Annotated in this window: 19 protein-coding genes; 12 read left to right on the top strand and 7 right to left on the bottom strand. The window is 61.6% G+C overall.

The window, feature by feature from the left end; all coding sequences use genetic code 11:
- Positions 1 to 6: 6 nt before the first annotated feature.
- Entirely contained in the window at positions 7 to 1776 is a 1770-nt protein-coding gene (locus tag BLV09_RS13625) for an ABC transporter permease (RefSeq protein WP_244549073.1), read from the bottom strand.
- 320 nt (positions 1777 to 2096) lie between these two features.
- Between BLV09_RS13625 and BLV09_RS13630 the strand changes: the two genes are divergently transcribed.
- The 9 genes from BLV09_RS13630 to BLV09_RS13670 all read left to right on the top strand — a co-directional run bounded on the left by BLV09_RS13630 (position 2097) and on the right by BLV09_RS13670 (position 10684).
- Positions 2097 to 3485 (top strand): MFS transporter, encoded by a 1389-nt coding sequence (locus tag BLV09_RS13630; RefSeq protein WP_146687688.1) that lies wholly within the window; start codon positions 2097 to 2099, stop codon positions 3483 to 3485.
- 161 nt (positions 3486 to 3646) lie between these two features.
- A complete protein-coding gene (locus tag BLV09_RS13635) occupies positions 3647 to 4096 on the top strand; it encodes a (2Fe-2S)-binding protein (protein WP_167558718.1) in 450 nt (149 codons plus the stop codon).
- Positions 4097 to 4115: 19 nt separating this feature from the next.
- Entirely contained in the window at positions 4116 to 6296 is a 2181-nt protein-coding gene (locus BLV09_RS13640; protein ID WP_433994419.1) for a molybdopterin cofactor-binding domain-containing protein, read from the top strand.
- A 98-nt stretch (positions 6297 to 6394) separates the two neighbouring features.
- Positions 6395 to 7627, top strand: coding sequence for an FCSD flavin-binding domain-containing protein (locus BLV09_RS13645; RefSeq protein WP_433994420.1), 1233 nt, complete (start codon positions 6395 to 6397; stop codon positions 7625 to 7627).
- A 22-nt stretch (positions 7628 to 7649) separates the two neighbouring features.
- On the top strand, positions 7650 to 8078 hold the full coding sequence (gene soxX / locus BLV09_RS13650) for a sulfur oxidation c-type cytochrome SoxX (RefSeq protein ID WP_146687691.1): 429 nt from the start codon (positions 7650 to 7652) through the stop codon (positions 8076 to 8078).
- 1 nt (position 8079) lies between these two features.
- A complete protein-coding gene (locus tag BLV09_RS13655) occupies positions 8080 to 8577 on the top strand; it encodes a SoxY-related AACIE arm protein (RefSeq protein ID WP_433994393.1) in 498 nt (165 codons plus the stop codon).
- Complete coding sequence (gene soxZ / locus BLV09_RS13660; RefSeq protein ID WP_146687692.1) at positions 8577 to 8897, top strand: thiosulfate oxidation carrier complex protein SoxZ; 321 nt, start codon at positions 8577 to 8579, stop codon at positions 8895 to 8897. Before BLV09_RS13655 ends, soxZ begins: the two co-directional genes overlap by 1 nt.
- Complete coding sequence (soxA, locus tag BLV09_RS13665; protein WP_146687693.1) at positions 8894 to 9676, top strand: sulfur oxidation c-type cytochrome SoxA; 783 nt, start codon at positions 8894 to 8896, stop codon at positions 9674 to 9676. Before soxZ ends, soxA begins: the two co-directional genes overlap by 4 nt.
- A gap of 213 nt (positions 9677 to 9889) precedes the next feature.
- Entirely contained in the window at positions 9890 to 10684 is a 795-nt protein-coding gene (locus BLV09_RS13670; protein ID WP_146687694.1) for a class II aldolase/adducin family protein, read from the top strand.
- Positions 10685 to 10809: 125 nt separating this feature from the next.
- On the opposite strand, the gene trpS is transcribed toward BLV09_RS13670, so the two are convergent.
- Entirely contained in the window at positions 10810 to 11829 is a 1020-nt protein-coding gene (trpS, locus tag BLV09_RS13675; protein WP_146687695.1) for a tryptophan--tRNA ligase, read from the bottom strand.
- Between the two features lie 64 nt (positions 11830 to 11893).
- Here trpS and BLV09_RS37230 point away from each other — a divergent pair, with 64 nt between their 5' ends.
- Positions 11894 to 12214, top strand: coding sequence for a hypothetical protein (locus BLV09_RS37230; RefSeq protein ID WP_167558719.1), 321 nt, complete (start codon positions 11894 to 11896; stop codon positions 12212 to 12214).
- A 619-nt stretch (positions 12215 to 12833) separates the two neighbouring features.
- Here BLV09_RS37230 and BLV09_RS13685 read toward each other — a convergent pair.
- The 4 genes from BLV09_RS13685 to BLV09_RS13700 all read right to left on the bottom strand — a co-directional run bounded on the left by BLV09_RS13685 (position 12834) and on the right by BLV09_RS13700 (position 16504).
- A complete protein-coding gene (locus BLV09_RS13685; RefSeq protein ID WP_146687696.1) occupies positions 12834 to 13292 on the bottom strand; it encodes a RidA family protein in 459 nt (152 codons plus the stop codon).
- A gap of 23 nt (positions 13293 to 13315) precedes the next feature.
- Positions 13316 to 15046, bottom strand: coding sequence for an AMP-binding protein (locus BLV09_RS13690; protein ID WP_146691111.1), 1731 nt, complete (start codon positions 15044 to 15046; stop codon positions 13316 to 13318).
- A gap of 142 nt (positions 15047 to 15188) precedes the next feature.
- Positions 15189 to 16004, bottom strand: coding sequence for an alpha/beta hydrolase (locus BLV09_RS13695; RefSeq protein ID WP_100380556.1), 816 nt, complete (start codon positions 16002 to 16004; stop codon positions 15189 to 15191).
- Positions 16005 to 16009: 5 nt separating this feature from the next.
- The gene (locus BLV09_RS13700) at positions 16010 to 16504 is read right to left on the bottom strand and encodes a MarR family winged helix-turn-helix transcriptional regulator (RefSeq protein WP_167559073.1); all 495 of its coding nucleotides are present in this window, start codon (positions 16502 to 16504) and stop codon (positions 16010 to 16012) included.
- A gap of 314 nt (positions 16505 to 16818) precedes the next feature.
- Between BLV09_RS13700 and BLV09_RS13705 the strand changes: the two genes are divergently transcribed.
- Both BLV09_RS13705 and BLV09_RS13710 read left to right on the top strand, forming a co-directional pair.
- Complete coding sequence (locus tag BLV09_RS13705; protein ID WP_146687697.1) at positions 16819 to 17994, top strand: ABC transporter substrate-binding protein; 1176 nt, start codon at positions 16819 to 16821, stop codon at positions 17992 to 17994.
- Between the two features lie 35 nt (positions 17995 to 18029).
- The gene (locus tag BLV09_RS13710) at positions 18030 to 18485 is read left to right on the top strand and encodes a cupin domain-containing protein (protein ID WP_100380554.1); all 456 of its coding nucleotides are present in this window, start codon (positions 18030 to 18032) and stop codon (positions 18483 to 18485) included.
- A gap of 185 nt (positions 18486 to 18670) precedes the next feature.
- On the opposite strand, the gene BLV09_RS13720 is transcribed toward BLV09_RS13710, so the two are convergent.
- The gene (locus tag BLV09_RS13720) at positions 18671 to 19921 is read right to left on the bottom strand and encodes a flavin-dependent oxidoreductase (RefSeq protein ID WP_146687698.1); all 1251 of its coding nucleotides are present in this window, start codon (positions 19919 to 19921) and stop codon (positions 18671 to 18673) included.
- Positions 19922 to 19954 lie beyond the last annotated feature (33 nt).

Consider the following 19954-nt stretch of genomic DNA (forward strand, 5'->3'; position numbering starts at 1 on the left):
ATTTATCTATCCGGTGCGGGCGACGCTGCGCTGAGCCGCGCCCCGCGACAACCAGTTTGCGCCACCGATCAAAACACCCAGCAAAACCGTCTGAACCAGACTGAATGCGGCGGTCTTTCCGAGATTTCCACCTTCGTAATAATCGAGCAGCAACACCGACATCACCATGGTGTTGCTGGTGTAGAGAAACAGCGACGAGCCCAGCTCGCGAATGGCGAGCACGAACAGAAGCGTCATCGACGCGATGACGCCCGGCCGCGCCAGTGGCAGCACGATCGTCCTGATGGTACCGAGCATGCCTTTGCCGCAGACCCAGGCCGCTTCCTCCAGCTCACGATGAATTTGCAGGAACGAGGTCGACAATGCCTTGACCGTATCCGGCATGAAGCGCGCGATGAAGGCCAGCGCCAGGATCCAGATGGTGCCATAGAGCCCGCCGGGAATGCCGATCCAGGCCCACAAATAGGCGACGCCGATCACGAGGCCTGGAATCGCGACCGGTATGGTCGATATCAAATCGATCCCGCGGCGGCCCGGCACGTTGGTGCGATGAATGGTGTAGCCGATCGCAAAGGCGAGCGCGCCGCCAACCACGGCAGTGATGATGCCGACCTCCATCGCGTTGTAGATCGAGTTGAGGGTCAACGGGTTGTCGAAGATGCTGTAGAAATGCATCAGCGAATATTGACGCATGTCGAACAGGCTGGCGGCATCGCGGATGAACATGAACTTGCGGAACGCCGCCACGATCAATGCCAGACCCGGCAGGATCACCACCACCAGCAGATAGACGATGCCGAGGCCGAACGTGAACCAGCGCCAGGGACCGAGATCGAGATGGCGCGGCCGATACGCTTTACCGGCAACCGTGGTGTAGCTGCGTCCGCTCAACACCTTTTGCTGTAGAAACACCAGCAAGCCTGTCACCACCATCAGGAGGATCGCAACCGCCGCTGCGGTGTTGTAGAGCGGCGGCGACCAATTGGTGAGCTTGAAAATATAGGTCGTCAGCACGTTGATGTTGGCCGGCGCGCCGAGCACCGCCGGGATGCCGTAGATGCCGAGCATCACGATGAACGACAGCAGCATGCCGGAAACGATCGCCGGCATGATCAACGGAAACGTGACCGAGAACAGGGTAGCGAAAGCGCTGGCGCCGGAAATTTCGGCGGCTTCCTCCAGGCTGGGATCCATGTTGCGCAGCGCGGAAGCGGTGAACATGTAGACATACGGCGCGTAGTAAATGCCGAACACGAACACCAATCCCCACAGCGAATAGAAATTCACGTGCCAGTCGAGATGCGCCCACTTGAACATGGTGTTGATGAGGCCGGTCTTCGGTGAGCCGAAGATGGTCCATGCCACGCCCGCGACCAGCGGCGGCGCGAACAGCGGCAGCACGCTGGCCGCCGCGATGAAGCCTTTGAACGGCGTGTTGGTCCGCACCACGATCCAGGAGAACGCCAGCCCGATCACGACCGCGATCAGGGTCCCGCCACCGCAGACGACAAGCGTATTGAACAGCGCTTCGGCGACGTTCGGATTGACCAGGACGGCGAGAAAGTTGGCGACCGAAAGATGGCTGAGGCTGAAGCCGTCGACTACCGGATTGGTGTCGGTCAATGCACCCAGCAGCAGGGTAAGAACGGGATAGATGACCAGAAAGCCCAGGATCGCCAGCAACAGCGCAACCCACAAACTGGTCCACAGACGCCGATGACTGTTGTCGCCACTATCGCGCACCACTTCCGTGCGTCGGCCCGCCCGTCCGTTCAAAGCGCTTCCCCTGGCCGGCAACCGTCTTTATTGGTGTTTGCGGTCGCACTGCACGCCAAACCTAGTCGATCGCCTGGCGCGGGGAAAGCTATCAGAAAGTCGGCGGCGGACATAGCACAGGCGCCGGATTTCGGCTCATCCGAGCAACCGATCGGGCACGCAACCGCGCCCAAGGCGATTAATCCGATCATTCACGCATTATTTTGGCCGATCCATCGCATACGCATCATGCAGTGGCGCGTCTGGGGAGCGCCCCGTGTCCGTAGTACATGCCGCAGGCGGCGTCATCGCATCGCCGCCTGTCTGGAGAGCTCTAGAGTATGTCAACGGATACCATTGCGGCAAAGAAACCTGCCGCGCCGGTCATGGACGGTTTGCCGACAGAACGCCGGCGATGGGCCGTTGCGGCGATCTTCACCGCCCTCACGATGGCCTCGCTGGATACGGCGATCGCCAACATCGCGCTGCCTGCTATTGCGGCAGACCTTCATGTCAGTGCGGCGGACGTGATCTGGGTCGTCAACGTCTACCAGATCGCGCTGGTTGCAACGTTGCTGCCGCTGGGCGCGCTGGGCGAAATCGTCGGCCACGAGCGCATCTATCTCGGCGGTCTCTTGCTGTTCACCCTGGCCTCGCTGGGCTGTGCGCTGGCCTGGTCGCTGCCCAGCCTGCTGATAGCCCGGGCCCTGCAGGGGCTGGGCGCCAGCGGCATCATGAGCGTGAACACGGCGCTGGTTCGCTTCGTCTACCCCAGCCGCATGTTGGGACGTGGTTTTGGCCATAACGCGCTGGTGGTCGCCACCGCCTTCACGCTCGGCCCGACCATCGCATCCGGCATATTGGCGGTTGGGCACTGGCCGTGGCTGTTCGCCATCAACATTCCCTTCGGCGTGATCGCGATCCTGATCGGCTGGAGGACCTTGCCGCCGACGCCGCGCGCTGTGCATGCGTTCGATTTTCTCGGCGCCGCTTTGGCCGCGAGCTGCCTCGGCCTCTTCATCATCGGGATCGGCAGCGCCGCCCACAAGGCATCGCCGACGCTCGTCGTGATCGAGCTGGTCGCCGCGCTCTTGTTGGGGTGGGTCTTGACCCGCCGGCATGCGGATCATCCGGCCCCGATGCTGCCCATCGACCTGTTTCGGCGGTCGATGTTCGCGCTGTCCGCCGCCACGGCCGTCTGTTCGTTCGTGGTCCAGGGGCTGGCGTTCGTCTCGTTGCCGTTTTACTTCGAAGACGTGCTGCTGCGCTCGCAGGTCGAGACCGGTTTTTTCATGACGCCCTGGCCTCTCGTGGTGGCGATCATGGCGCCGATTGGCGGCCGTCTGTCTGACCGCTACCCCGCCGGCATTCTCGGCGGAATTGGCCTGGCGTTGCTCGGCATCGGAATGGCGCTGCTGGCGATGCTTCCCGCAACGCCCGGCGTTGCCAATATCGTCTGGCGCATGGCGATTTGCGGGCTCGGTTTCGGCTTCTTTCAAACCCCGAACATGAAAGCCCTGATGTCCAGCGCGCCGTCGCACCGCAGTGGCAGTGCGAGCGGCATCGTGGCAACGGCGCGCCTGATCGGACAAACGGCCGGCGCAGCGCTGGCGGCCTTGTGCTTCGGGCTCGCCGATCGCGAGGGAGCAGCACTCGCACTGGCGCTCGGCGCCGGATTTGCCGCGCTCGGAAGCGTGATGAGCTTCCTGCGCCTGACCGTCACGCGATAACGCGACGGCCGCCATCGACAACAATCCGCGCGCAAGGCAACACCAGAAAACCCACGATCTTCCGTTCTGCAAACGCAGAATCTTGATTTGAACTGTTGCAGTTTCCAGTCCACCATTGCGGTGAAGTTCAATCGATGGATTGGACTAAACAGGGGAACGCGATGGCAAACCTCACTATCAACGGCAAAACAATCGATATCGATGTCGAAGCAGATACACCGCTTTTATGGGCTATCAGGGAGAATGTCGGCCTGACCGGCACCAAATACGGCTGCGGCATCGCGCAATGCGGCGCCTGCACCGTTCATATTGACGGCGTTGCGACGCGCTCTTGCGGCGTGCTGGTCAGCGAAGCCGTCGGCAAGCAAATCACCACGATTGAAGGGCTCGCCAGCAACGGCGCCCTGCACAAGGTGCAGCAAGCCTGGATCAACGACGACGTTCCGCAATGTGGCTATTGCCAGAGCGGAATGATCATGGCGGTGGCGGCCCTTCTCAAGGACAATCCAAAGCCGACCGACCAGGACATCGACGACGCCATCACCAATATCTGCCGCTGCGGCACCTTCAAACAGGTGCGCGAGGCAATTCACGCCGCCGCGAACGCTTGAGGAGGCGGAAATGAATCAAATGCTCAATCTGCCGGCGCTCAATCGTCGTGCCTTTGTCGTCGGCGCCGCCGCTGTCGGCAGTGGCCTCGCCCTTGGCTTCGATATTCCTTTTGGCGGTCCCGAGGCCGTGCGTGCCGCCGAAATCCCGCCGGAGGTCAATGCCTGGGTGGTGATCCGGCCTGACGACACCGTCGTAATCCGGATCGCGCGTTCGGAAATGGGCCAGGGCACGCTCACCGGCCTCGCCCAGCTCGTTGCTGAAGAACTCGAATGCGACTGGTCGAAGGTCACGACCGAATATCCGACGCCGGGTCAGAGCGTTGCCCGCAAGCGGGTGTGGGGCGATTTTTCCACCGGCGGCAGCCGTGGAATCAGAACGTCGCATGAGTATGTGCGCAAGGGTGGCGCAACCGCCCGCCTGATGCTGATTCAGGCGGCGGCGAATGAGTGGAAGGTGCCGGCGTCGGAATGCACCGCCGCCAACAGCATCATTACGCATACGCCGTCGGGGCGCACGACGAGCTTCGGCAAGGTGGCCGAAGCCGCCGCCAAGGTCGAGCCGCCGACCGACGTCAAGCTGAAGGATCCCAAGGATTGGAAAATCGCCGGCAAGGGCCTCAAGCGGCTCGATACCGTCGACAAGACCACCGGCAAGATGATCTACGGCATCGACCTCAAGCTCCCGGGAATGCTCAACGCTGCGGTCAAGGCTTGCCCGGTATTCGGCGGCAAGCTGAAAAGCTTCGACGAAGCCAAAGCGATGGGCATGAAAGGCGTCAAGAAGGTGGTGCGGGTCAACGACAATGCCGTCGCCGTCGTCGCCGACACCTGGTGGCACGCCAAGAGCGCGCTCGAGGCCATGCCGATCGTTTGGGATGAAGGCGAGAACGCCAGGGTCACCAGCGCGACAATCGCAAAATGGCTCGATGAAGGTCTTGATGATGCCCAGCCGGCCTTTATCGGCAACCAGAATGGCGATGCCAAAGCTGCCCTTGCAGGCGCCGCCAGGAAAGTCGAGGCGGTATATAACTATCCCTACCAGAACCACGCCGCGATGGAGCCGCTGAATGCCACGGCTTTATATACGGCGGATAAATGCGAGGTCTGGTGCGGGACGCAAAACGGCGAGGCCGCTTTCGCCGCGACACTGGAAGTCTCCGGGTTGCCGGCCGACAAATGCGACGTGCACAAGATCATGCTCGGCGGCGGCTTCGGCCGCCGCGGCCAGACCGACTATGTCCGGCAGGCGGTTGCCATCGCCAAGCAGATGCCGGGCACGCCGATCAAACTGCTGTGGTCGCGCGAAGAGGACATGCAGCACGGCACCTATCATCCGATCACGCATTGCAAATTGACCGGCGCTTTCGATGCCGACAACAATCTGACGGCGCTGCATCTGCGCTTATCAGGGCAATCGATCCTGTTCAGCCTGCGACCCGAGGCGCTGGTCAACGGCATGGATCCGGCCGCATTCCAGGGGCTGGCCGCGAGCGGCGAGGCAGCAATCGGATATTCGGTCCCGAATCTCTTGATCGAACACGCCATGCGCAATCCGCACGTCCCGCCGGGCTTCTGGCGTGGCGTGAATGTCAATCATAACGCGATCTACCTCGAATGCTTCATGGATGAGCTTGCCCACGCGGCCGGCCAGGACGCGGTCGAGTTCCGCCGCAAGCTGATGACAAAGCATCCGAAGAACCTTGCCGTGCTCAATGCCGTTGCCGAAAAAATCGGCTGGGGCACACCTGCGCCGCAGGGTGTCTATCGCGGCATCGCGCAGCACATGGGCTATGGCAGCTACGTCGCAGCGGCAGCCGAGATATCCGTGAGCGACGGCAACAAGATCAAGGTGCATCGTATCGTTGCCGCCACCGATCCCGGCTACGCGGTCAATCCCGCGCAGATCGAACGGCAAATCGCCGGTTCGTTCGTCTACGGCCTGACCGGGCTGATCTATGGCGGCTGCACCGTCAAGGACGGCTATATCGAGCAGACCAACTTCGACACTTACAACTCGATGCGGATCAATGAAATGCCGAAGGTGGAATCGATCGTGATGCCGAGCGGAGGTTTCTGGGGCGGCGTCGGCGAGCCGACGATCTGCGTCGCGGCGCCTGCGGTGCTGAACGCCTATTTCGCGGCAACGGGCAAGCGGCTTCGCTCGGTGCCGCTGCGGGATCAGAACATCAGCTTCGCCTGATTAAACCGGAGCGGCGGTCCTTGCGGCCGCCGCTCATCCACCGGATCGTGCTGATGGACGCACAGCGCCTGAAGACGCGGCGAGACGTCGTCCGTGGTATGGCGGCGGCCGCCGCAGCCCTGACATTGCCCGCTCCGTTGCTGGCGCAGTCCGCGGCGCGTGTCGTCGTGATCGGCGGCGGTTTTGGCGGCGCAAGCTGCGCACGGGCGCTGCGGCGGATCGATCCGAAATTGCAGATCACGCTGATCGAGCCAAACCGGACCTTCACCGCGTGTCCGTTCAGCAACGAGGTGATCGCGGGATTGCGCGAATTGGACGCCCAGCAATTCACCTATGACAGGATCGCCGCTGAGGGCGTCGCCGTCATGGCTCAGGCGGCGACGAAAATCGATCCGCACACGCACACCGTTGGGCTGGCTGATGGCACTTCGCTTGCCTACGACCGTCTGGTGCTGTCGCCCGGCATCGATCTGCGCTTTGACGCCCTGCCCGGCTATGACGAGACAGCAGCCGCCAAGATGCCTCATGCCTGGAAGGCGGGAGAACAGACGGCGTTGCTGCGCCGGCAGCTCGAAGCCATGGAAGATGGCGGCCTTGTCGTGCTTGCGGTTCCCGCGAGCCCGTCACGATGTCCGCCGGCGCCTTACGAACGCGCCAGCCTGATGGCGCATTATCTGAAAACCAGGAAGCCGCGCTCCAAGGTCATGCTGCTCGATGCCAAGGATGTCTTTCCCCAGCAGCGGCTGTTCGAGAATGCCTGGAAGGAGCTTTACCCGGGGATGATCGAGCGGATATCGCTGTCGCAGGGCGGCCGGGTCGTGTCGGTCGATCCTTCGACCAATACGGTCGTCACGGATTTCGGCAATTATACCGCTGATGTCGCCAACGTCATTCCGCCGCAAAAGGCCGGCCACATCGCCGAGATCGCAGGCGCCGTCGACAATACCGGCTGGTGCCCGATCGATCCGGTGACGTTCGCCTCGAAGCTCGTGCCGGACATTCATGTCATTGGCGACGCCTGTATTGCCGGCAGCATCCCCAAATCAGCATCGGCCGCCAACGCCGAGGCCAAGGCCTGTGCGGCGGCCATCGTCAATCTGATGTCGGGAAAATCGCCCGAAATCCCCCGGCTCAATGGCGCCTGCTATAATACGGTCGCCCCCGGTTACGCGTTTTCCCTGTCAGGGGTTTATCAGCCGAAGGACGGCCAGTTCGCCGAGCTCGAAGGCAACATCACCAGCCCCATCGACGCGCCGCGCGAAGTCCGCCAACACGAAGCGACGATTGCGGAAGCCTGGTTCAAAACGATCACGGTGGACACGTTTGGTTAGGACAGCAGTTTTTTCAGCGGCCATGTGGCTCGCCGCGTCGGTGTCCGCCCTGCCCTGCGCGGCCGATGCCCAGGCCTTGCGCGGCTATGACGTCGTGGGAGACGCCATTCCGGACTCGCTGACCGGTGCGCCGGGCGATCCGGTACGCGGGCGTGCACTGATCGTTGATCGCAGCAGCACTTGCATCCTGTGTCACAGCGGCCCATTTCCCGAGCAGAATTTCCAGGGCGATCTTGCGCCAAATCTGGCCGGTGCAGGCAGCCGCTGGTCGGAGGGACAGCTTCGGCTCCGGCTCGTTGACGCGGCGCGCTTCAATGCCGCAACGATCATGCCGTCCTTCTACCGCGTGGACGGGCTCGATCGCGTCGGCCCGGCATGGCGCGGCAAGCCTATGCTGTCGGCCGAGCAGATCGAAGATATCGTGGCCTATCTCGGGACATTGCGTGATTAGGATGATGGAAGAAGAAGCGATGCAGGAGCCGAACGCCTCAACCCGCCGTCAGTTCCTCGGCCTTGCCGGCGGCGCGGCCGTGCTTGGCGCCGTCCCCATCGTGACGATCAGACCGGCGGACGCGACACCTGCGATGCTCGCGAGCGCCATGCGGAACGTTACCGGAGAGGCCGTGGTGAAGACCGGCAGGGTCAAGCTCGACATTCCACCACTGGTCGAGAACGGCAACACCGTGCCCATGACCGTAAGCGTCCTGAGCCCGATGACTCCCGATGATTACGTCAAAAGCATTCACGTCTTCAACGAAAAGAACCCCCAGCCGAATATCGGCAATTTCTATCTCGGCCCGCGCGCCGGCCGGGCCCAGATCGCAACCCGCATCCGTCTTGCCGACAGCCAGAAGATCGTCGCCATCGCGCGGCTGTCGGACGACTCGTTCTGGTCGGCAAGCATCGACGTCGTGGTGACGCTGGCTGCCTGCACCGAGGAGGTGATCTGATGGCATCGGCCCTGATCAACGTTCCGGCCAAAGCCAAACGCGGCGACATCATCGAGATCAAGACGCTGATGTCGCATATCATGGAGACCGGCTATCGCCGCACCGCGACCGGTGAAGTTATTCCGCGCGATATCATCACGAGCTTTAGCTGCCGTTACAACGGCGTCGAGATTTTTCGCGCCGATCTGTTTCCGGCGATTGCAGCCAACCCGTTCATCAGCTTCCTCACGGTCGCGACCGAGAGCGGTAAATTCGATTTCGACTGGATCGGCGACAAAGGTTTCACCGAAACCGCGTCGGCATCCATCATCGTCGAATGAGATCGATCTGCGCGATAGCGGCGCTGCTGATCGCGGCGGCCGCCGCCGCTCCCCTCCTCGGCACCGAAATCCCGCCAGCGCAACGCCGGTCCGGCTACAGCTTCATGACGCCGGACACCCAGGCCATGCAGAACGACGACACCGCCAATCCCGGCATGCTCTGGGTGCTGGACGGCGAAGCGTTGTGGAATGCAAAGGCCGGCGCGGCGGGCAAGGCCTGCTCCGATTGCCATGGCAACGCGCATGCAAGCATGAAGGACGTCGCGGCACACTATCCGGCCTTCGATCCGGCGCTTGGACGTCCCGTTAATCTGGAACAGCGCATCAATCTATGCCGCGCCAACCATCAACAGGCGACACCGCTTGCCTATGAGAGCCGCGACCTGCTTGCGCTCACCGCGTTCGTCGCGCAGCAATCGCGCGGCGTTCCCATTGCCTCTGAAATCGATCCGCAGCTCGCACCCTTCGTCGCCAAGGGACGCGAGCTATTCATGCATCGCCAGGGCCAGCTCAATCTGGCCTGCGCCAATTGCCACGACGATAATTGGGAGAAGCACCTCGCGGGCTCGGCCATCACGCAAGGCCAGCCGACCGGCTATCCGCTATACCGGCTGGAGTGGCAATCGCTGGGTTCGCTGCAGCGACGGCTGCGCAACTGCATGATCGGCACGCGCGCGCAGCCTTATGATTACGGCGCGCCGGAACTGGTCGAACTCGAGCTCTATCTGATGTCTCGCGCCCAGGGCATGCCGATCGAGACCCCGGCGGTGCGACCGTAGGGCGCCGCGGCCGGACTTTCGACTTCTGCCGACAGGTTTTTTACCGGATTTTGACCTCCGAAAAGCCCTGCCGCAGCGCACCGGCGATGGCTGCGTTGCAATGATGGCGGCTTGACCCATCTTGCGGCGCAACAGGGGTTGCCGCTATCGTGACGACCAGCCGATCAAGCACTTTTCGGAAATCAGAAAATAAAACCGTTTCGGAGCAGCGCCATGACCCCTCCCGTGAGTTCTCCTGCCATCAAAGTCGTCAAATCGGTCCGTGAACAGGTGAGCCCCGAGGAATGGCAGACCCGCGTCGATCTCGCCGCCTGCTACCGTCTCACCGCGATGTACGGCATGACCGAGATGATCGCCAACCACATCTCATGCCGCGTGCCGGGATCGCACGATCATTTCCTGATCAACCCTTACGGGATGCTTTACGAAGAAATCGATGCTTCCTGCCTGATCAAGATCGACGTCGACGGCAACACCCTGTTCAACGCCTCGGACTACGGCGTCAACGCCGCGGGCTTCGTCATTCATAGCGCCATTCACATGGCAAGGCGCGACGTCGACTGCGTCGCGCATACCCATACGCCGGCCGGCATGGCGGTCTCGGCGATGGAGTGTGGATTGCTGCCGCTGGCGCAGACCTCGATGCGGTTTCTCCACATCGCCTACCACGACTTTGAAGGCATCGCCGACGATGTCGGTGAGCGTGAGCGGCTGGTGGCCGACCTCGGCGATCACGAAGCGATGGTGTTACGTAACCACGGACTGCTGGTCGTCGGACGGACCATTCCTGCGGCGTTCAACCTGCTCTATCGCATGGAGCGCGCCTGCGAGGTGCAGGTCATGGCGCTGTCCTGCAACACCAAGCTGGTCTATCCGCCACAGGACATCCTGGAAGCCACCTTCGACAAGGTGAAGCCGCGCCCGAACCTGCCGAACCGCAATGGCGATCTGGCGTGGCCGGCGCTGCTGCGGAAGCTCGACCGGGTCGACAGCTCGTATCGGAATTAGAGCATACCAAACATGCCGATGGCACGTTCAGTGCCCGCTGATACCCAAAACGCGGACACTTTCACGACGTGCGGCATGTCGGCCTTGCGCCAATCCGGACATACCCTGGCTTGGCCCCAATCCGATTAGTTCAGGATGAATAGACCAAGCGCGGCGCGAACATCCCGCAAAGTGGCATCTGTTATCTCACGCGCTTCCGCAGTGCCGCGCTTGATGACTTGCAGCACATAGCCGGGATCACGAGCGAGCGCGCGGCGACGATCTCGGATTGGCGCGAGAACTGCCTGCAGCACGTCATCCAGGCGTTTCTTCACAATGCTGTCGCCCAAACCGCCGCGGACATAGCGTGCCTTCAAATCCTCAACCGCAATGTGACCATCGTCGAACGCATCCAGGTACGTGAAGACCACGTTGCCTTCGACGCGACCCGGGTCGGATGCCCTTAGATGGTTTGGATCCGTGAACATACGCCGGACGGCCTCACGTATTTCATCGGCCGTGGCTGACAGCGGAATGGCATTACCCTGCGACTTGCTCATTTTGGCTTTACCGTCGATGCCGGGAAGGCGTCCGACGCGAGGAATAAGCGCGCGGGCTTCGGGCAACACGTCAACACCAGCCTGGCGATTGATGCGGCGAACGACCTCGTTGGTTTGCTCGATCAATGGAGCTTGATCTTCTCCGACCGGGACAATCGTTGCTTTGAAGCCGGTGATGTCGGCGGCCTGGGCAACGGGATAGCAGAGAAAGCCTGCAGGAATATCTCTGCCAAAACCTCGTGCCTGGATTTCGTCTTTGATGGTTGGGTTGCGCTCAAGCCGCGCCACCGTGACAAAGTTCATGTACAGCAGGGTCAAATCGGCAAGTGCCGGAAGATGCGATTGAAGACAGATCGTGGTCAGGTTCGGATCGATCCCGACAGCCAGGTAGTCTGTCGCGATCTCAAGGACATTGTCACGCAATCGACCAGGATTGTGCGCGTTGTCCGTGAGTGCCTGGGCATCCGCCAGCAGCAGGTACTGCTGGTGCGTCGTCTGAAGGGTGACGCGGTTCTTCAACGAACCGACGTAATGCCCCAGGTGCAATGGGCCGGTGGTTCTGTCGCCGGTCAAGATAACAGGGAGGGTGGCTGACGAATGTTGCATCGCGGTTCTCCAGATAGGAACCGCCGTTCGATCGGACTGTTGATGCAAGCAACCTCGCAAGCCGATGAACGGCGGCGACGGTTGGGTGAATGACAAAGCCGTGCCGCTCCTAAGTGGAGCGCCACCACAAGTTCGCAAACGTGATCACGACGACAGTCATACGGTCGATATTGACGAAACTTCCAAGGAAAGCAAGCTGGCTCGATGTCTCAAATGGGTTAAAGGCCACATCAGCGAGCGACCGGATCAAGTCTGCGTTGCCGCCAAGAACGGACTTCGGCCAGGACAGGCACAAGGTCCGAAAAGTGCCATGAACGGTCATAGAGCCGAGCTAAACTGGACCGCCGATTTTGCCACTCAGCATCAAGGGTTCTCGAGACCCTGAGGCAGACTAATCCAGAGCACTGTCTGTTCTTCCGGCGAATGTAGCGATTTGTGTCCCTTGCCATCCACGTCCTCAAACAAGACGAAGCTACCAGCCGGTACGCGCCTCTCATCTCCGTCACTTGTCTGGTATTCTGCCGATCCATCCAGCCTCACTGTCAGTACGCGCTCCGGCACTGTATGCCAATCGACCTGTCGCGCACCCGCCGGAATGTGCGTGAAACGGATGCCTGACGCCGCGTACTTCGCCGACACTTCGAATGCAGCGGCATTGGGGTGAACCTGTCGAGAGGTTGTCGGAATTTCGACCTCATCGAAGTGGGACTCGCCGTCGGCTGTCGAGTAAACGCGCAGACACTTCATCTTAGCCCCCCGTTCCTTGAGTTGCACTACACCACATTCCATGACCGCATAAGAAGCGTCTAGGTCCGCTCGGGGTCAACGGCTGACGCTACGCCGTGGAAAAGAGATGTTCGAATTATCCCGAAAGCGGATACGGGCTAGCTTGGAAGCGCGAGCTACGCGTTCATGTATCCACGCCCGAATAAGCCAGAGATGAAAGACCTCGATCATCCGGTATCAGCCAGGGTTGCGCATGGGGTGACGAAACACCGGTTACGTCAGCGCGGCACCACCGCCGTTGCTTCGATCTCGACCCGCGCCGCCTTTTCCACGAGACGCACGACCTGAACCAGCGCCATCGCCGGATAATGTACGCCGAAAATCTCGCGATAGGCCTGCCCTAGCGCTTTCAAATTCGCCAGATACTCCTCGATATCGACGACATACCAGGTGAGCCGAACGAGATGCTCGGGGCGCGCGCCGCCTTCGGCAAGGATGGCCGAAATATTGCTCAGGGTCTGACGAACCTGCGCGACAAAGCCGGGGGCCAAATGCCCCTGGCTGTCCCAACCGATGATCCCGCCGGTCACCACGAAACGGCCATCGGCCGCCATGCCGTTGGCATATCCTTTCGGCATCGGCCAACCGCTTGGCTGCAAGATCTGCGGACCATCTTTCGCGGCCTCGCCGCGTGCAGCCTGCACGACAGCAAGTGTGGGCCCTTTTGGTGTGCTCACTAGCCGGTCTCCCTCGGATCTATTCATTCCGCCGCCATGCCTGCCGACGATGAGCCTGTGCCTGCGTGAGCCATCTGCCGCAAGGCAAATCGCTTCAGTTTGCCGGTTTCCGTCTTCGGCAGTTGCTCGACGAATTCGATTGCGCGCGGATATTTATAAGGCGCGATCTCGCGTTTGACATGGTCCTGCAACGCCATCACCAGCACGGCATCGCCGGTGCTGCCGGGCGCCAGCACCACGTAAGCCTTGACGATCATGCCGCGCGCCTCGTCGGGCGAACCAACGACGCCGCACTCGGCCACCGCCGGATGACTAAGCAACGCGGCCTCGACGTCGGGTCCGGCAATGTTGTAGCCGGAAGAGATAATCATGTCGTCCGACCGGGCCACGAAGCACAAGCGGCCCTTGTCGTCGCGGACGAACGCATCGCCCGTCAGATTCCAGCCGTCGCGTACATAGTTCGACTGTCTGACATCCGCGAGATAGCGGCATCCGGTCGGGCCGCGAACCGCAAGCTTGCCGACGGTGCCCGGCGGCAATTCGTTCATGTCCTCATCGACGATCTTTGCCTCGTAACCGGAAACCGGACGCCCCGTGGTTCCGGCAGCGGCGTCGCCGACCCGGTTCGTGATGAAGATATGCAGCAATTCCGTGCTGCCGATCCCGTCGAGAATCGTCTTGCCGGTCCTGCGGGTCCAGCTTTCGAAAACCGGCGCCGGCAAGGTCTCGCCGGCCGAAACCGCCAGACGCAGCGACGACAGATCGGCGCCCTTGTCCATCGCAGCCATCATCGCCCGATACGCGGTCGGCGACGTAAAGCAAATCGTGGCCTTGTAGGTTTCGATGATCCTGACCATCTCGCTCGGTGCCGCGTTTTCCAATAGCGTCGCGGTCGCGCCGAACCGCAGCGGAAAGATCGCAAGACCACCCAGCCCAAACGTAAAGGCAAGCGGCGGCGATCCCACGAAGACATCGTCCGGCGTGACGTTGAGCACTTCCTTCGCATACCCGTCCGCGACGATCAGGAGATCGCGATGGAAATGCATCGTCGCTTTGGGCTCGCCCGTGGTGCCGGAGGTAAATCCCAGCAAGGCGACATCATCGCGGCCGGTTTTGACGGCGTCGAACCGCACCGGCTTGTTCAGCGCCACCCGATCGAGCTCGGCATCATGGTTTGACGTCCCGTCAAAATTCACGACCTGCTTGAGGAACCGGCTGGTCTTCGCGCACGCGACCAGTTCGTCGGCGATGCGGCTGTCAGTCAGCGCGAGACCGATCTCTGCCTTGTCAACGATCTTGGTCAATTCACCGGCGCGCAGCATCGGCATGGTATTGACGACGACGGCGCCTGCCTTGGTCGCCGCAAGCCATGCCGCAACCAGCGCCGGATTGTTGCCCGAGCGTATCAGAACGCGGTTGCCAGGCTTGACGCCGTAATTCTCCACCAACGCATGCGCGAGGCGGTTCGACCAATCCGCCAGTTCCTTGTAGGTGCGCTGGCGACCGTTGCCGATCAGTGCGATGCGATCACCGAGCCCCTTCTCGACGATCCGGTCGGTCAGCTCGACCGCGGCATTGAGAAATTCCGGATACTGAAACTCCGGCCGGTCGAGCAGCAATTCCGGCCATTGCTCAAACGGCGGAAGATTGCGCCGCGCAAAATCATCAACGTGACCCGATGGGCCAAGGTTGAATGAACCACGGCTGGGTGAACCAAGGCTCGATGAATCAAGGCTGGGAATTCCACCCGACATTTCCATCGTCCCTCGTGTTCGGGATGAAAGGCTTTGAGACCAATAACTGGGCCGTCCGGCAGTGCTTTATTCCCAAACATTTTATACTTAAAGTAATTTGGCGCAATAGCCCAAATTTGGCCGATCCAACACTTTTTGAAATCTAGCGGCGGACCAGTTGCAACAGACGCGACACCATCGACGAACCCGGATCGGCCAGCGGCGCGATCGCGGTGAAATGGTTCGCCTCAGGAACCACACCGAACCGCGTCGGCAGACCAGCCGCCCCCCAGCGATCGACGATGGCTCTGCTTTGTCGAAGATATTCCGCGCTTTCGTTCTCGCCCACAACCGCATCGAGACTTCCGCGCACGGGCGCGTTCCAGAACAACGGGCTCGCACTGCGGGCCGCCGCCTGGTCGAGACGCAGCGCGCTGTTGAGTGACGTTTCGACCAGCGGCACAAGATCGAACAGGCCCGAGATGGTATAGGCCGCAACGACGAGGTCTTTTGGCAAGGGGCGGTCGATGGCGGCCCAGTCGGTCGCGAGCAGGCAGGCCGCAAGATGCCCGCCCGCGGAATGACCGCTCATCACCAGCGGGCGTCCGAGCCGGGCCAGTTCGCGCGAGGCGTGGCGCATTTGCCCGATAATGTCGTTGACGGTGACATCGGGACACAGGTCGTAGCTTGGAACGGCGACGCTGAAGCCATGGGCGTTCAGCCCGCGCGCGCAGTGACTGAAAAAGGAACCGTCCAGCGCCTGCCAGTAACCGCCATGAATGAAAACGACGATCGGCCCCTCGCCAGCGGCGGGAAATAAATCGATCGTATTGCGGACGCCGGGACCATAGGCAATTGCGCGCGGCTTGCACCGCGCGCGATAGGCCGCGGCGTCTCTTGCCCATCCGGCGATCAGCGATGGATTTTCCGGAACCCGCGCCCGGTTGTTGTACTCGACCTCGTAGTCGATCTCCGCCACGGGGCTTACGGCGCCCGTCGGCTTGCGGACTTCTGCGCCGAACCCTTGGTCTTGGCCAGAAGACGCATCAGTTCGCGCACATCCTTCGGCGTAAGATCCGAAAAGATATCGGCAATCCAGGTCTCATGCTCGGCGGCCATCCTTCGAAACTCGATGCGGCCGGCTTTCGTCAGCCGTATCACCTGCACACGCCGGTCGGACTCTGACGTACGGCGGTCAAGATGGCCGGATTCGACCAGGCGTTCGACCAATCCGGTGACATTGCCGTTCGAGACCATCATCCGCTTCGAGACGTCCGACAGCGTCATGCCTTCCGGCGCCTTGTCGAGCTGGGCCATCAGGTCGAAGCGTGGCAGCGTGACATCGAACCGCTCGCGCAACCGGCCGCGCACTTCGCCCTCGATCAAGGTCGTGCATGTCAGAAGGCGAAGCCACAATCTAAGCTCGTCGCCATGCTCGTGCGGTTGTTCAACGGCCTTGGTCTCGGAGTCGAGGATCATGGTGCAATCATTTTGCCTTGGGTATCGCAGCGGCGCGACCGCGGTGACTGCTTCGCGCCTGCTGGTTCGCCCGGTGATACCGACCATAAATAGCTCACAGGTGCTGTAAGTCAAAACACCGGTAGCCGCAATCGGCACCATTTTTTGGATTTCTTTAGGTTTGAAATAATTGGCGCGCGGCTTGCATGCTCGTCATCCGCCTTGGCGTTGCCTTGCTTGCGGCAGGCCCTTTCATCGGAATAAGCTGCCCGTCCCGAACGTTTCAACGAGATGGGTTTCAGCCTCGCATTAGCCGATAACGACTGGGAGCGAGTATGACACAGCTATTCAAGTTGGTCGGATTGGCAATTTTGCTGGGCATCCCGGCCAATCACGCGGTCGCACAGGAGAAAATCAAGATCGGCGTCATTGTGACGCTGTCCGGGCCAGCAGCCGTGCTCGGCCAGCAGGCACGCGACGGCCTTGCGCTTGCCGTCAAGGATCTCGGCGGCAAGATGCTTGGCCGTGACGTCGAGGTCGTCGTGGTCGACGACGAGCTCAAGCCAGATGCCGCGGTGACCAAAGTCAGGGGCCTGCTCGAGCGGGACAAGGTCGATTTCGTGGTGGGACCGATCTTCTCCAACATCCTTCAAGCGATTCACAAGCCGTTAGTGGATTCCAAGACTTTCCTCATCAGCCCGAACGCCGGACCGTCGAGCTTCGCCGGCGCGAACTGCAGTCCGTTTTTCTATGTGACCTCCTACCAGAATGATCAGGTCCACGAGGTGCTCGGCAAGGTCGCGCAGGATCGCGGCTACAAGCGCGTCTACGTGCTGGTTCCGAACTATCAGGCCGGCAAGGATTCCGCCGCCGGGTTCAAGATCGACTACAAGGGCGAAATTGTCGAGGAGAGCTACATCCCGCTGGGCGCGCTGGATTTCCAGGTCGAACTCTCCAAGATCGCCTCGCTCAAGCCCGACGCCGTGTTCACGTTCATGCCGGGCGGCATGGGCGTCAGTCTGGTGAAGCAGTACAAGCAGGCCGGGCTCGCCGATCGCATTCCGTTCCTCTCGGCATTCACGGTCGATGAATCGACGCTACCCGCGCAGCAGGACGCGGCGGTCGGCATGTTCGGGGGCGCCAACTGGGCGCCAAATCTCGACAATCCGCAGAACAAGAAATTCGTGGCCAGCTATGAAGCTGCCTATAACAGCGTGCCCGGCACCTACGCCTTCCAGGCCTATGATGCGGCGATGCTGATCGACAGCGCCGTCAAGGCCGTTAAAGGTGACCTCACCAACAAGGAGGCCGTTGCGGCGGCCCTGAAGAAAGCGGATTTCACCTCGCTGCGTGGTGGTTTCAAGTTCAACACCAACGGCTATCCGATCCAGGATTTCTACCTGACCAAAGTCGCAAAACGCCCCGACGGCAAATTCCAGACCGAGATCGTCGAGAAGGTGTTCGAGAATTATGGCGACCGTTACGCCAGGGACTGCGTGCCTGCTAACTGAAACCGGGCCGACACAACGGAGGAAGGAACAAGGCGATGAAGAGCGAGATCACCGGCATTACACGCGCCAACGAGGGCATGCAGGGCATTTCCTGGAATATCCTCGGCCAGACCTATGTGCCGAAGAGCTGCACCGAGCACTCCTTCTCCTGGCACGCGACGCTGTCACCAGGGACTTTCGTGCCGCCGCATATCCACCCTGACCAGGATGAATATCTCTACATGCTGGAGGGCAAGCTGGATTTCATGCTTGCGGGCGCCGAGGCCCAGGCGACACCGGGCGATCTGATACGGCTGGGGATGGGTGTGCCTCACGGCATCTTCAACAAATCCGATCAAACCGCCAAGGTGCTGTTCTGGGTGTCGCCAACCCGCCGGCTGTACGATCTGTTCTGGGGCCTTCACAACATGAAGGAGCAAAAGCCGGAGGACGTGGTGGCCATGGCCGCGGAATATAACATTCACTTCCTGCCACCGCCGCCTGGGGCGTGAGGCTCCAAAAAGCATTAGCCGTCATTGCGAGCGAACGGGTCGCGCGAATGCGCGCCCGATGACAGGCTCCGCGAAGCAATCCATCTGACGCCGAAAGAAGACTGGATTGCTTCGTCGCGGAGCCTGTCATCGGGCGGCGCTTCGCGCCGACCCGGTGGCTCCTCGCAATGACGGCCGCGGGTCGCCTACGCCCGCACCGCCGCTAGCCCCGGCACCGCCGCAAATCCGGCCTTGCTGGCGTAGCCACGCACGATCGCTTCGCGCTGCGAATAGCTCAATATCCGCTCGACGTCGTCGAAGCCATCAGGCGCGAGCTGCTCGACCGCATCGATCACGCCTTCCGGTCCGCCGCGCCGGTTGGAGCGCACAATCTCCGCCGTCATCGGCAACCGCTTTTGCTCGTACATCATCAGCGCCTGACGCGGATGCTCGGAACGCACCAGCGCGTCGGCCAGCGCACGGGCGTCGAGAATGGCCTGCGAGGCACCATTCGACCCCACTGGATACATCGGGTGCGCGGCATCGCCGAGCAGCGTGATCCGCCCGCATGACCAATAGGGAAGCGGGTCGCGGTCGCAGGTCGGATATTCGTAGAATTCGGGTGTCGCCGAAATCAGGCTGGGCACGTCGACATGGGGAACCGAGAACCGCGCGACATGCGGCATCAGTTCTTCGCGCTTGCCGGGCCTCGACCAGTCCTCGCGACGCGGCGGCGGCGCGTTACCGTCGCCGACCTTCACCAGCACGGCCCAGTTGGTCAGACGGCTTGCCGGGCTCGACCCCTCCGCAATGGGATACACCACGACCTTGGCATGCAGGCCGCCGGCGACGATCATCGAACGGCCGCTCAAAAACACCGGCCAGTCGCGCGCGCCGCGCCACAGCATCAACCCGTTCCAGCATGGTGGCCCTTCATCCGGGAAAAGGACTTCGCGCACCCGCGAATGAATACCGTCGGCGCCGATCAGGATATCGCCGCGCACGGTGTCGGTATGCGCGCCGGAACGATCGAAGAAATACGCGGTCACGCCGCCCTCGTCCTGGGTGAAGGCCCCCAACCTGCAGCCGGTGTGAATCGCCTCCCGCCCCAGCCGCCCCTCGACCGCGCGGTGGATCACGCTTTGCAGTCGCCCGCGATGGATGGAGAATTGCGGCACGTCATGGCCGGCGTCGATGCCGCGGGACTCGCGCCAGACTTCCTGGCCATGGCGATTGAGATAATAAAGCACGTCGGTGCGGATCGCGATGTCGTCGAGCTTTTGCAACAGCCCGAGGCCCGCCAGTTCGCGGATCGCATGCGGAAGCGTGTTGATGCCAACGCCAAGTTCGCGGATCGTGTCCGACTGCTCGAAAAGCTCGCAGCCAATGCCGCGGGCGCGCAGCATCAACGCCGTGGTGAGGCCGCCGATACCGCCTCCGACGATAATCGCCTTCATCGCCCGACTCCACGCAAACCCGTTACGCAACCG

The sequence above is a fragment of the Bradyrhizobium canariense genome (genome assembly GCF_900105125.1).
Classification (GTDB): domain Bacteria; phylum Pseudomonadota; class Alphaproteobacteria; order Rhizobiales; family Xanthobacteraceae; genus Bradyrhizobium; species Bradyrhizobium canariense_A.